Origin of the sequence: Salinisphaera dokdonensis CL-ES53 (genome assembly GCF_040361215.1) — a bacterium.
GTDB classification, from domain to species: Bacteria; Pseudomonadota; Gammaproteobacteria; order Nevskiales; family Salinisphaeraceae; genus Salinisphaera; species Salinisphaera dokdonensis.
In genome coordinates this window covers 443639-457234 of sequence record NZ_APND01000003.1, presented here as the reverse complement: position 1 = coordinate 457234, position 13596 = coordinate 443639, and the positions used below count along the sequence as shown (strand labels likewise).

The 13596-nt window shown below is 65.4% G+C and carries 8 protein-coding genes; 4 read left to right on the top strand and 4 right to left on the bottom strand.

The features are described from left to right. Positions 1–335: 335 nt before the first annotated feature. Positions 336–3623, top strand: coding sequence for a hybrid sensor histidine kinase/response regulator (locus SADO_RS11645; RefSeq protein WP_353111525.1), 3288 nt, complete (start codon positions 336–338; stop codon positions 3621–3623). Then, positions 3620–4621 (top strand): response regulator, encoded by a 1002-nt coding sequence (locus tag SADO_RS11640; RefSeq protein ID WP_353111523.1) that lies wholly within the window; start codon positions 3620–3622, stop codon positions 4619–4621. Before SADO_RS11645 ends, SADO_RS11640 begins: the two co-directional genes overlap by 4 nt. 7 nt (positions 4622–4628) lie before the next feature. Here the strand turns inward: SADO_RS11640 and SADO_RS11635 are convergent, their stop codons facing one another. The 4 genes from SADO_RS11635 to SADO_RS11620 are packed head-to-tail and all read right to left on the bottom strand — an operon-like array spanning position 4629 to position 11153. Further along, the gene (locus SADO_RS11635; protein WP_353111521.1) at positions 4629–7709 is read right to left on the bottom strand and encodes an efflux RND transporter permease subunit; all 3081 of its coding nucleotides are present in this window, start codon (positions 7707–7709) and stop codon (positions 4629–4631) included. After that, positions 7706–9094 (bottom strand): efflux RND transporter periplasmic adaptor subunit, encoded by a 1389-nt coding sequence (locus SADO_RS11630; protein ID WP_353111519.1) that lies wholly within the window; start codon positions 9092–9094, stop codon positions 7706–7708. Before SADO_RS11630 ends, SADO_RS11635 begins: the two co-directional genes overlap by 4 nt. Continuing rightward, the gene (locus SADO_RS11625) at positions 9091–10608 is read right to left on the bottom strand and encodes an efflux transporter outer membrane subunit (protein ID WP_353111517.1); all 1518 of its coding nucleotides are present in this window, start codon (positions 10606–10608) and stop codon (positions 9091–9093) included. The genes SADO_RS11630 and SADO_RS11625 overlap by 4 nt, the downstream gene beginning before the upstream one ends. A 2-nt stretch (positions 10609–10610) precedes the next feature. Next, positions 10611–11153: an EF-hand domain-containing protein gene (locus SADO_RS11620; protein ID WP_353111515.1), complete on the bottom strand. Its 543-nt coding sequence runs from the start codon at positions 11151–11153 to the stop codon at positions 10611–10613. 215 nt (positions 11154–11368) lie between these two features. Here SADO_RS11620 and SADO_RS11615 point away from each other — a divergent pair, with 215 nt between their 5' ends. Continuing rightward, positions 11369–12091 (top strand): response regulator, encoded by a 723-nt coding sequence (locus tag SADO_RS11615; protein WP_353111513.1) that lies wholly within the window; start codon positions 11369–11371, stop codon positions 12089–12091. Next, a complete protein-coding gene (locus SADO_RS11610; RefSeq protein ID WP_353111511.1) occupies positions 12091–13440 on the top strand; it encodes an ATP-binding protein in 1350 nt (449 codons plus the stop codon). The genes SADO_RS11615 and SADO_RS11610 overlap by 1 nt, the downstream gene beginning before the upstream one ends. Positions 13441–13596 lie beyond the last annotated feature (156 nt).

The window sequence follows — 13596 nt, the reverse complement described above, 5'->3', positions numbered from 1 at the left end:
CCGCCGGCCGCCACGACGCGCAGCCGTTGGTGCGATCGTTACCGTTTCCATCGGCTCGAAGCAGTCGCATTCCGGGCGCAAGATCGCGCGTTGCGCTTCGTTGCGGTCGCTCGTGATGGCCGGGCGAGGAGCGCTCGGCGCGGCCCGGTTTATTGCTCATGGATGCGCGAGCCTGGGTGTTTATATTTTTTAACCGCAACATGACTAGTGCGGCATTGCCAGCGCGTTATTTTTAAATTACAAGGAATTTTGAAAATCGATCCGCGCCGACCCGGCTCGGAGGCGTAGAGGATAACGCATACACGCCGGTTTCAGTTGTGCGCAAAAGGTTCGTCTTGAAGTCTTCGTTGCTCAGTCTGGTCCTGCTAAGTCTGTGTTTTGCGATTCTCATCGGGGTCGGCGGGTATTTCTATGCGCAATCGCAGATTTTCTACGAGCAGCAGCAGACTCGGGAGCAGGCGCGTTACGCAACCGAGGTGGCCGCTCAGGCGCTGCGCGAACGTCTGCGTGTCGCCGCCGAGGATATTGTTTTCCTGAAAAGCATGACGCTGACCAGCGGTGTCATCCGATCCGGTACGCCGCGCAATCTGGACCGGCTTGCCGAGCATTTCATCGACTACATGCACGCGCATCGCAGTATTGCTCAGCTGCGCTGGATCGACGCCGACGGCATGGAACAGCTGCGCGTCGATTACGCGGAAGGTATCGCCCGCATGGAGCCGCGCAGTGCGCTGCAGGACAAGAGCGACCGTCCGTATGTAGAACAAGGGCAGCGCCTGCCCGACGGCAGTATCTATCTGTCGCCGCTGGATCTGAACGTCGAATACGGACAGATCGAGAAGCCGTACAAACCCGTGATTCGCTTCGCAACGCCGATTTTCGATCGTGACGGCGTACGCCGCGGACTGGTCGTGGCGAACGTGCTTGGCCAGCAATGGCTCGATGCATTCGTGCGCGCGGCCGGCGATTTTTCAGGGCACCTGATGCTGCTCAATCGGGACGGCTACTGGCTGCATGATCCCGACGACGCGAACGAATGGGGATTTGCCCTGGGCAACGATCAAACCTTTGGGCGTCGTTATCCGCAGGCCTGGTCTGCGATGAAGTACCAGTTGGCGGGCAGCGCGTTGATCGCGGATCAGCTGTGGACCTGGACGCGCATCAATCCGCTGGGACCCGTACGGGCAAGCATCCAGAGAGGGCGCGCTGTGCCGGATCGGTTTGTGGTGCGCAGTGCCGGCGCCTATCGCTGGTACGTGGTCGTGCAGATGCCGCGACAGGACATGGCGTTGATCAGCGAACGCGTATGGCGCGGCCTGGCGCCGATCATGTTGATGCTGTTGTTGGTGACCTGGGCGTTGAGTGCCTGGATCGCGTTGTCGCAGCACCGAATCACCAAGCTGAACCGCGCCCTGGCCGATCGCGCCTCGGCCGCGGTGGCCGCCAGCCGCGCGAAGGCCGATTTCGTGGCCAATATGAGCCACGAGATTCGGACCCCGATGAATGCGGTGACCGGCCTGATCTACCTGCTGCAGAAAGAACGGTTGAGCGATCCGGCGCGCGGTCTGTTACGCAAGATGCAGCGAGCGAGCGGGTCGCTGCAGAGCATCATCGACGACATCCTCGATTTCTCGAAGATCGAAGCGGATCGGGTGGTGCTCGAGAACACCGTCTTCAGCCTGTCCGGCGTGCTCGAGAATCTGGCCACGATCATGGCCGCCAATGCGGTCGACAAGGACATCGAACTGGTGATCGCGCCACCGCCGACGCCGATCGACCGTCTGGTGGGCGATGGGCTGCGTCTGGAGCAGGTGCTGATCAATCTCACGGGCAACGCGATCAAGTTCACCGAACACGGCCATGTCGCGCTTTCGGTCACGATCGTGAGCCTGGCATCCGATCACGCCACCTTGCGATTCGCGGTGCGCGATACCGGCATCGGTATTCCGGCAGATCAGCAGGCGCTCGTATTCGATCAATTCTCCCAGGCGGATCCATCGACCACGCGGCGCTATGGCGGCACCGGGCTCGGGCTGGCGATCTGCCGTCGTCTGGTCACCTTGATGGGCGGCCGGATCGAGTTATCCAGTGCGGTCGGTGTGGGCAGCGAGTTCCGTTTTACGCTCACCTTCAAGCGCGATGCGGCCAGCGTGAACGGCTGTTCCAATCTGACCGATATCGAAATCGTCCTTGCGGAGGAAAACGACCTCGCGCGCGCCGGCCTGGAAGACACGGTGCACGCACTGGGCTGGGGCGTAACCGCGGTCACCTCAAGCGTCGAGCTGCTCGCACATGTGCGTTCGCGGCGCCGGGATGCGCCGTCCGCACTGGTGATCGTGCTCGACTCGGATATGTCCGATCGCAGCATGGCCGAGACCGTCAGCGCCATCCGCGGCGTCGATATGGCGGGCATGGAGCCGGTGATCGTCATGGTCGCGCACGGGGTGCACCACGAGGTGGCCGATCAGATGAATGCCTGGCCCGCGGTCCATCTGATCCAGAAGCCCGTGACGCCGTCCACGCTCCATGACGCCGTGGCCCATGCCATGCGCGAACGCCCGGGCGAGATGCGATCGATGAGCGCCGCCAGCGATCGCCTGGCCGGGCTGCGCATCCTTATCGCGGACGACAACGACATCAATCGTGAGGTCGCGGCTCGAATCTGCACCGGCGAGGGCGCCGAAGTGGCGCTTGCTGAAGACGGTCAGCAGGCCCTGGCCTGGGTTCAGGCCCATACGAACGAAGTCGATATCGTGCTTATGGACATCCAGATGCCGATACTCGACGGGTATGAGGCCTGCCGGCGCATTCGTGCGCTGCCCGACTGCGCAGAGCTGCCGATCGTGGCGCTGACCGCGGGTTCGCAGGCACAGAAACGTGCGGCCGCCCGGCGGGCGGGCATGACCGACTTCATTGCCAAGCCGTTCGACGCCGAGGCCGCCATCACGCTTATCCAGCGCCTGGGTATTGCCCGCCGTGCAACGGTGTACCGCGGCGACACGTCCGGGCCGGCGCCGGCCACGAACGCATTGCCTCCGGTACAGGATTCGCCGGGCATCGCGCTCGAGCGCGCGCTTCGGATATGGGGCGACGAGACGATCTACCGGCAGTACCTGCGCCGCTTCGCGCGAGAGCACGCGCAAAGCGCCGAGGCCATGCGTCGTATCCCTGCGGTGCAGGCGCAGCCCATCGCGCATACGCTGGCCGGCGTAGCGGCCAATCTGGGGCTCGAGCAGGTGCACGACTGCGCCGCGCGGCTCGAGACATCTCTCGCGGCGGGCAGCGATGCGACGCGCGTTATCGAATCGCTCGACGAGGCGCTCGCTACCGCCTGCGCATGGATAGCGCGCTACGCGCCTGTCGACGAGGCACAGGCCACGCGCTCGAGCGCGACACCGGATGCCATCGTGGTCGAGCAATCGCTGAAGGCGTTGCTCACGGCTTTCGACAGCAACGATCCGCGCGAGGTCGCGCCGTGGCTGAGAACACTCGCTGCCGAACTGCCGGCCGAAGACCTGATTGCGGTCCGGGCCGCGCTGGAGAATTTCGACTTTGCCGGGGGGCGCCAGGCGACCCGCGCGCTTGCGCTGAGTATGGGAATCGAGCTGGGGGAGGCGCGATGACCGCACATCAGATACTGATCGTCGACGACGAGCCGGGGAATCTGGCCGCCCTGCGCCAGATCCTGGCGCACGATCACGCGCTCATCTTTGCCGCCAACGGCACCGAAGCGCTGACCGCCTGCCGACGACACCAGCCGAAACTTGTGCTCTTGGATATCGAGATGCCCGGCATCAGCGGTTACAGCGTGTGCGAGCAGTTGAAGCGCGATGAGTTGACCCGGGATATTCCCGTGATCTTCGTGACCCATATGTCGGACGCGGGCAATGAGGCCGCCGGTTTCGCCTCGGGCGCGGTGGACTACATCACCAAACCTTTGTCGCCGGCGATCGTGCGGGCGCGGGTGCGTACGCATCTGTCGTTGGTGCAGGCCAGCCAGCTCGATCGCGCCTATCGCGATGCGCTGTTCATGTTCGGCGATGCCGGGCATTACCACGACCCGGACTCCGGCCTGCATATCTGGCGTATGGCGTCCTATACGGCCGCGCTGGCCCGGGCCTGTGGCTGGAACGCGGACGATGTCCATCTGCTCGAGCTGGCCGCCACCCTGCACGATACCGGCAAGATCGGCATCCCCAATGCCATTCTGAGCAAGTCCGGGCGGCTTACCGATAGCGAATGGCAGATCATGCAAACGCATTCGCGGATCGGCTACGACATCCTCGCGCACGGTTCCGGCCCCATGTTCCGGATGGCCGCAGAGATCGCGCTCTATCACCATGAGAAATGGGATGGCACTGGCTACCCGGTCGGGCTGAGTGGCGAAGCCATTCCCGAGTGCGCGCGCCTGACGGCGGTGGCCGACGTCTTCGATGCGCTGACCACGGTGCGCCCCTACAAACCGGCGTGGCCGGTCGAAGACGCGGTGCAGACACTGATCGAGAGCGCGGGTAGCCATTTCGAACCGCGTGTGATTGAGCGGTTCCTGAATATCCTGCCCGAGATTCGTCGCATCAAGGACGAGTGCGATGCCCAGGAGGCCGTCGAACAAGCGCCATGAGTCCTGGTCAGCGCACAAGCCGTGTACGCAGATCTTCGACGATCACATAGAAGCAGGGCACCAGCACCAGCGTGATGCCGGTCGCGAACAGGATGCCGAAGCCCAGCGAGATCGCCATCGGGATCATGAAACGCGCCTGCAATGACGTTTCGAAGATCATTGGCGCCAGGCCGCCGAAAGTGGTCAGCGTGGTCAGCAGGATGGGACGGAAACGGCGCACCGCAGCCAGCCGGACCGCGTCGGCCGCGTTCTCGCCGCGCTGGCGCAGCGTATTGGCATAGTGGATGAGCACCAGCGAGTCGTTGACCACCACGCCGGCCAGCGCAAGCATGCCCATGAGGCTGATCACCGAGAGCGAATAGCCCATGATTTCGTGGCCAATGATCGCGCCGACCACCGCGAACGGAATGGCGACCATGACAATGATCGGCTGCAGATAGCTGGCGAACGGAATGGCCAGAAGCATGTAGATACCGGCCAGCGACAGCACGAAACCCACGAACAGCGCATGCAGCGAATCGGCCGTGTCTTCCTGGCGCCCGGAATAACCGTAGGTCAGGCCCGGGTAATCCTCGGCCAGTTGCGGCAGGGTCTCGGCATTGAGCGTCTGGGTGATGCGGCTGGTGGCATCGAAAGGTGTGACGTTGGCCGTGACATCGATACTGCGACGACCGTTGCGGCGCGTGATCTGGGTGAAGGCACGGCTGTAGTCGATATCCGCGATCTGATGCAGCGGTACATAAGTGGCATCCGACGTGCGGATGAGCAGGTTGCGGATCGCCGCGGCGCTGTCGCGTTCGCCTTGCGGCAGCGTGACCATGATCTTCACCTCGTTACGGCCCTGCAGCTGGCGCAGCGCCTCGGCGCCGTAGAACGCCGCGCGCACCTGGCTGCCGACGTCGGCATTGGTCAGCCCCAGCGAACGGCCGGCATCGTTGAGGGTGAAGCTGATCTGGTTCTTGCCCTGGGCGACGCCGCTGTCGATATCGGTGGTGCCGGCGAATTCGCCCAGCCGCGCGGCCAGCGACTCGGCGGCGCGATCGAGCGTGTCGGTGTCGCGATGCGACAGTTCCACGGTGATCGCCTTGCCGGCCCCGGGCCCGCCGGCATCGGATTGGAACTGGGCCGATTGCAGGCCGGCCACCTCGCCGAGCTGCTCGCGCCAGGCCTGGATAAAGGCCGCGGTACTGATCGGGCGCATGTCCGCTGGCTGCAGATAGACCCGCATCTCGATCGCGTTCTCCTCGATCGTCGCGAATACCCCGGTCGCCAGCTTCTCGCCGCCGTTGTCGGCAATAACCTGTTCGGCGGCGTCTTCCAGCCGGTCGCGGGTTTCGGCCATGCGCGGCATCGGGCTGCCGTAGGGCAGCGTGAGCGTGGCCTGGGCGCGGTCGGATTCCACCTTCGGCATCAGGGCGAAACCCATGCGTCCGGACATGGCCCAGGCGAGCACGATCAGCAGCACCGCAACGCCGAACGCCGAGGTCAGATAGCGATGGGCGACGAGCTTCGAGGCGAACGGCGCGTAGTAGTCGGACACCAGCCGCGAAAAGCCGCGTGAGAACGCCTGCTGACGTCGGTGAATAGCGGCCGATAGCCGGTTGCGCTGGCGCGGTCGGCCGTGGGCCAGGTGCGCCGGCATGATGAACAGCGCCTCCACCCAGGACACCAGAAACACCGTGATCACCACCAGCGGGATCACGCCGAACAGCTTGCCGATAAAGCCGGGCACCAGCAGCAGCGGCAGGAAGGCCACGATGTTGGTCAGAATCGAGAACGAGATCGGCATCGCCACGTCGCGCGCGCCTGCCATGGCGGCTTCGAGCACGCCCGCGCCGCGTTCGCGGTGTTCGTAGATGTTCTCACCGGCAACGATGGCGTCATCGACCACGATGCCGAGCGCGATAATGAAGGCAAACATCGAGATCATGTTGATGGTCACGCCCATCAACGGCAGGAACAGGAAGGCGCCCAGAAATGCGGTGGGGATGCCCATGGTCACCCAGAACGCCAGGCGCATCTCAAGGAACAGGCTGAGCACCACCAGTACCAGCAGCAGCCCCATAAAGGCGTTCTTGAGCAGCAGTTCGAGACGCTGCTGATAGATCTGCGAACTGTCGCCGTTGATCGCGTACTGCAGCGACGGCGGCAGGTCGGTTTCCAGATCGGCCATGACCTTGCGCGTGGCCTCGGATACCGAGATCGGCGTCTGCTTGCCCACGCGAAAGACCTCGATCCCGATCGAACGGGCGCCGTCGTAGGTGGCTTCGGTCTTGCTGTCCTCGAAGCCGTTCTGCACCTTGGCCACGTCGCCCAGACGCACGACCGTACCCTCAGGCGTTGTCAGCAGCGGAATGCGCTCGAACTCGCGGGCCGCGTCACGCCGGCCTTCGAGACGCAGCAGCACCTCGCCGGAAGCCGTATCGGCGCTGCCACCGGCCACATCGACCGCAGAAGCCGCGACCGTATCCGCCACGTCGTTGAGCGTGAGGCCATAGCTGCGCAGGCGCTCCTGGGCGATGGCGATCCGGATCACGTAATCGCGCACGCCTTCGAGCTCGACCTGGGTGATGTCGGGCGACTGCAGCAGCCGGTCGCGGACTTCCTCGGCATAGGCCCTCAGCGCGGTCTCGTTGACATCGCCATAGACCTGGATATCGAGCACGTCGCGCTGGTGATCCGATAACGAGATCACCGGCCGTTCGGCGTCGTCCGGAAAGGTGGTGATCTGGTTGACCGCCTGCTGTACGTCCTGGAACACCGCCTGTCCGTCGGCCGATTCGGCCAGTTCCAGTACCACCGTGCCGCTGCCTTCCGAGGCGGTGGCGGTCATGTCGTCGATGCTGGAGACATCGCGCACCTTCTCCTCGATGGCGAGCACGATGTTCTGCTCCACCTGCTCGGGTGTGGCGCCCGGATACGACACCGACACCGTGACGATGTCGAGGCTGAACTCGGGGAAGACTTCCTGCTTGATCAGCGTGGTCATCAGCAACCCGCCGGCCAGCAGGGCGAGCATCAGCAGGTTGGGGGTGACCCGGTTGGCCACCATCCAGGCCATCGCCCCACGACGATTCGGCTCGCTCACGAGCGTGGCTCCGTGGTGGCTGCATCGGTCCGGGCCTGGCGGTTAGCGTCGGCCGGGGTGTCGATGCCAGACGGCGGGCCGATCAAGCGCAGCGAGCGCGCGGTGCCGGATCTATGGCGATCGGTTTCGTTGCCTGCCCGGTCAGCTAGCGTGGCCGTGTCGGCGGCGTCTTCGTCGCCCGGCGCGTCTTCTGCTGCGGTACTCGATTCCACCCGGATCGGCAGCCCCTGGATCGGCGCGGTCAGTTCGCTGGTGATCACCGCATCGCCCGGTTCCAGGCCACCGGCGATCACCGTCTGGGTGGCATCGCGATAGAGGATATCGACACTGCGAATATCCAGCTGATTGTCGGCCGTCATCACCCAGACGTTGTTGTCCTCGTGCACGAAGGCCGAATCGACCAGCACGCTGCCGCGCGGGATACGCGCTTCGAGCGCGGCGCGCACATAGGCGCCGATCAGCAGGCGGCTGTCGGCCGGCGTGTTGTCGCCGAGCGGATCGGGTACCTGCAGCAGCACCCGCGCCATGCGCCCGGACGTTTCCAGCGCCGGCTGGATACGCAGTATCTCGGCGGGCAGGAAGGCGTCCTCGCCCCAGGCGTCCGGGTAGTAGATCTGGGCCGGGGTGCCGGCGCGATTCGGGCCGGCGGCATGGATGAAACGCAGCTGATCGACCGGCAGAGCCACGTCCACCCAGTAGGCATCGGTGGCGGCGAGGGTGGCGATCGTGTCGCTGGTCGCGACTACATCGCCGATCGAGGCGCTGCGCTCGGTGACGATGCCGGTGAACGGCGCGCGTACCGCGGTGCGATCCAGGTCCAGCTGGGCCTGTTCGACCGCGGTATGCGCGGCTTCGACATCGGCCTTGGCCTGTTCCAGCTGCGGGCCGCGCAGGGCGAGATCACGCTCGTCGGCGCTGACATCGGTGCCCACCAGTGCCAGTTCGCGTTCCGCCACCGCCTGCTGGCCCTGTTCCACCCGCAGCGCGGCCCGGGCGTTGGCAAGATCGGTTTGGGCGCTTTTACGCGCCAGCCGGTAATCGGCGTCGTCGATCCGCGCGAGCACGTCACCCTTGGCGAAGCGTGTGCCGGGGGCGAGCTTGTCGGTCAGGTCCACGATCTGGCCGGATACGCGCGGGCGCAGCGTCGTGGCATCGGCCGCCGCGACCGTGCCGTTGGCCGAGAAATCCAGCGTCGCCGGTGCAGCCTCTGCAGGCGTGACCGTTACCAGCCGCGCCTGGCGCTCGGGCGCCTTGGCGCGGGGCGCGGCGGGCTGGCTTTCGAGTATCCAGAAAGCGGCAATCACGCCGACCACAAGGATGAATACCGGCAGAGCCAGCCAGACCGTACGTCGGGTGACACGGGACACGCTAGGAGAGCTGTTCATGAGGCGTTGTCGCTTGAAGAACGGGGCAGCGGCACGGCCGGCGCGTCGATATCGGTGCGCGGCGCGCTGCCGATATCACCCGCGAGGGCGCGATAGAGATTGATGCGGTAATCCAGCAGCTGGCGGCGCGCGGTCAGGTATTCGACCTGCAGGTCCTGGCGCGTGAGCAGGGCATCGAGTACGTCGAGATAGTCGGTCGCGCCGCGCAGATAGCGCAGACGCAGGTTGTCGACCGTTTCGCGCGAAAGGCGCAGCTGTTCGTCGAGACGTTCGATGTAACGCTGCTGGCGGTATTCATTGGTCAGTGCGTCCTCGGTCTCCTGCAAGGCTTCCAGAAGCGACTGCTGGTAGTCGGCGACTTCCTCGGCGACCACGGCCTCGGTGCGGTCGACCTCGGCGGCACGCGCGCCGGCATCGAAGATCGGCTGGGTGACGTTCGCCGCCAGCTGGGTGATCCAGTTGCTGAACAGCGCCGCCGAATCGGTGGTGGTCGACAGACTGGCCGACAGCGACAGCTGGGGATAGCGATCGGCCACCGCGACCGCCACGCGCCGATCCGCCGCGGCCAGTGCGTAGAACTGCTGGCGTACATCCGGGCGGCGCATGAGCACGCCGGCCGGTACGCCGGTGTCGGGTAGTGCGGGCAGGGCAACCAGTTCGCCATCAGGCGCGTTGAAGTCGTTCGGTGGCACGCCGACGAGCGTGGCCAGGGCGTGTTCGACCACGGCCGCGCTGGCCTGGGTCTGCTCGAACTGGCCGCGTACCGACTCCACCGCCTGGCGCTGGCGCAGCACGTCGGCGGCCTGTGCCTGGCCGTGGGTGAAGGCATAGGTGGTCAGATCGAGCACGTCGCGGTTGGTCTGGATCTGGCTGCGCAACAGATCGATACGCGCCTCGAGCTCTTGCAGCTGGTACCAGTCGCTGGCGATATCGCCGGCGAGCGTGATCGCGGCGGCCTGCAGATCGGCGGCGCTGGCGCTGGCCTCGAAGGCGGCGGCGTCACGCGCGTTGCGCAGCCGGCTCCACAGATCGAGCTCGTAGGCGGCTGAGAACTGGAACGTGCGCGTTTCGCTCCAGTTGCCGTTGTCCTGATCGAGCGAGAAACCGCCGTTGCCGGCGGTCGTGGAAAAATCGGTGTCGCCGTTCTCGCGTCGGGTCGTGCTCTGTTCAAAGCTGGCGTCGACGCTCGGAAACAGATCGGCGCGTGTGCTGCCGAGGGTTGCGCGCGCCTGTTCCACGCGGGCATAGGCCGAGGCGAGGGTGAAGTTGCGTTCGAGCGCGCGATTCACCAGTTGGTTCAGCCCCGGATCGTCGAAGGCCTGCCACCAGTCGGGGCGCAGGTCGGTGCTGCCGCTGTCGGCAAAGCGCGCCGGCATCTCGAACTGTGGCTGGGCGAGTTCGTTCAGTGCTGTCGTCGCGCAGCCGGCGGCTAGCAGAGCAAGTGCGCCCGCGCATGCGACACGAAAGACGCCGGCGCGAGGGCGCCGGCGTCGCAGGGCGAAGGCCTCGGACACGTTTACTGTGCGTCCTTCATCTCTTCGCGGCGCTCCTGGTGGCGCTCCATGGCGCTGTCCCACTCGGCCTTGGACACGCTGCCGTTACCGTCGCTGTCCATGCGCTCGAGCATCTTGCCGTGGCGCTTGCCCTTGGCATGCTCGCGGTCGCCGCTTTTGTCGCTCTTGTCATGGTCGCCGTGCCGTTTCTTGCCGTGGTGCTGGCCGTGGTGCTTGCCGTGATGCGGCGGCTGGGCCTCGTCGGCGTCGAGCATGCCGTTTTCGTCCTTGTCCATATGCGTGAACATGCGCTCGGCGCGCTGTTCGGCCTTGGCCATGAACTCGTCCTTGTCGATCTCGCCGTCGCTGTTGGTGTCGGCCGCGTCGAAGCGCATCTTCGCCATCGTCTCGCGCATGTTCGACAGTTCCTGCTGACTCAGCTCGCCGTTGTTGTCGGCGTCGAGGGCGGTGAACATCTCGCCCTTGTCGTGCATCGGTTTAGCCTGGGCGGTGGTGATGCCGATCAAGCCGGCGGTGATCGCCGTCATCAGTACACGATATTTCATGGTTATCTCCTTTGCGGGGTTCTTGCTTGTGGGCCGGTGGCCACACGTCGAGAGTCATTAACGCGCAGAAATGTCGTGGAAATCTGTCGGGCGGCAGCGAATTTGTCGCAAAGTGTGTCAGCGCCCGGAACCGGGCAGATCTGGATACACACGCAGCCGAAACGCGGATGCGCTGCGCGTTATATTGACGCCGTCATCTGTTCGGATAGTCATCCATGGCCGAGCCGCAGCCGCACATTCTGGTGGTCGACGACCACCGCGATATCCGTGAATCGCTCACGCGCTACCTGCGCGATCATGGCTTTCGCCTGTCGGCCGCGCCGGATGCGGCCGCCGCGCGCCGGATCGTACGCGACGGCGCGCCGGATCTGGTGGTGCTGGATATCATGATGCCCGGCGAGGACGGCCTGAGCCTGTGCCGCTGGTTGCGCGAAACCACCGATGTGCCGGTGGTGCTGCTCACCGCCGTCGCCGACGAGACCGATCGCATCATCGGCCTGGAGATGGGCGCCGACGATTACGTCACCAAACCCTTCTCGCCGCGTGAACTGCTGGCGCGCATCCGTGCCGTGCTGCGCCGGGCGAGCGCGCTGCCCGCGCAGCGTAACCAGCCGGAGAGCACGGCGGTGCGTTTCGATCGCTGGACGTTCAACACCGCCCAACAGGAACTGGTCGACGACGACGGCGTAGCCGTGGCCCTGTCGACCGGCGAATACCGGCTCCTGCTGGCGTTCGTGAATCATCCCAACCATGTGCTTTCGCGCGAGCAGCTGCTCGACCTGACCCAGGGTCGCGATGCCGAGGTGTTCGACCGCAGCGTCGACAATCAGGTCAGCCGGCTGCGCCGCAAGATCGAGGCAGACCCGGCCAACCCGCGCCTGATCATGACCGTCTGGGGCGGTGGCTATCGGTTCACCGCGGCCTGCGAGGCCGCCTGATGCGCGTCTGGCCGCGCAGCCTGTCGGGTCGGATCGTAATGCTCACGCTGCTGGCGCTGGTGGTGTCGCAGATGGTGAGTTTCTTCATCTTCATGCACGAGCGCGATCGCTTCGTCGAGCGCGTGATTGTCGGCAACATGAGTGAAAGCGTGGCCAGCGCCATACGCACGCTCGACTTCGTGCCGACGGTTCACCGCGGGCAGGCGCTCGCTGCGATGTCGACCGAAGACCTGCGCTATCGGCTGGCGCGCACGCCGGGCCGTCTGTTCGAGCACAACGCAGACGAGAACAGCGATCAGGCACGCGGCTTCGAGCAAGAATTCGCGCGTCGGGTCGGCGTGGAAGTCGAGCGCGTGCACGTGGCCATCGGCCCGGGGCTGGCGCATGGGCCGAGCCGGCGCGCCGGCGATGCGCTACGGGTGGCCGTACAACTCGACGACGGCGCCTGGCTGCGGTCACGCCAGCGCCTGTTCGACCCGACTCGGCGCTGGGCGCGTTTTTCACTGATCACTCTCGTGGTCAGCGGCCTGTTCATGGCGGTGATCGTGATCGTGACCAGCCGGCGCATGACGCGACCCCTGCGTGATCTCGCGCGCGCTGCCGAGCGTTTCGGCCGCGGCGAGGAGGTCGCACCCCTGCCGGAGCAGGGCGCCGAGGAAATTCGTCGTTCGGTCACCGCGTTCAACCGCATGCGCGAGCGGCTCGCGCGTTTCGTGGCCGAACGCACGCGCATGGTCGCCGCACTCGCCCATGATCTGCGTACGCCGATCACCGCATTGCGCCTGCGTCTGGAATTCCTGCCCGACGACGACAACACACGCGCCATGGCCGCGACGCTCGACGACATGGCCAACATGAGCGAGGCGTCGCTGACCTTCATGCGCGAGGAAGCCGCCAACGAGGCGACCCGTAACGTGGATCTGTCCGCGTTGATCGACGCGCTCTGTGAGGACTATCGCGCGAGCGGGGCGACGGTAACCTTCGAACCCGAGGCGCGTATTGCTTTGGTCTGTCGGCCGGTCGCCATCCGGCGGGCACTGCGCAACATCATCGACAACGCGCTCGCCTATGGCCGCGAGGCCAGGATTGCGTTGGTCGACGGCGACCAGGCGGTCACGATCGAGATCATCGATGCCGGGCCGGGTATCGACGAGGCCGATATGAGTCGTGTGTTCGATCCGTTCGTGCGTCTGGAATCCTCGCGTAGCCGCGATACCGGCGGGACCGGGCTCGGTCTGTCGATCGCTCGATCGGTGGTCCAGGGGCACGGCGGCGAGATTGCGTTGGTCAACCGCGAGGCAGGGGGGCTGTGCGTACAGATCCGACTGCCGCGCGATCGTCTGGCCTGAATAGCCGTTTGCGCTGGTGCCGCAGCACGTGTCGGTTGGCCCGAAGTACACCAGCAAGCGCGTTTCCCGGCGACCGGACCTGGCAGTCGGCCACGCCGGCCGTGCCTTCGATATCGCGTTCCAACCGCCGCTCGTGCGGGCAGGGCCGGCAGGATG

Bases quoted from the DNA above. Each gene is read 5' to 3' on its own strand.
- SADO_RS11620 (WP_353111515.1), bottom strand. From the start codon at position 11,153: ATGAAATATCGTGTACTGATGACGGCGATCACCGCCGGCTTGATCGGC.
- SADO_RS11640 (WP_353111523.1), top strand. From the start codon at position 3,620: ATGACCGCACATCAGATACTGATCGTCGACGACGAGCCGGGGAATCTG.
- SADO_RS11630 (WP_353111519.1), bottom strand. From the start codon at position 9,094: ATGAACAGCTCTCCTAGCGTGTCCCGTGTCACCCGACGTACGGTCTGG.
- SADO_RS11610 (WP_353111511.1), top strand. From the start codon at position 12,091: ATGCGCGTCTGGCCGCGCAGCCTGTCGGGTCGGATCGTAATGCTCACG.
- SADO_RS11615 (WP_353111513.1), top strand. From the start codon at position 11,369: ATGGCCGAGCCGCAGCCGCACATTCTGGTGGTCGACGACCACCGCGAT.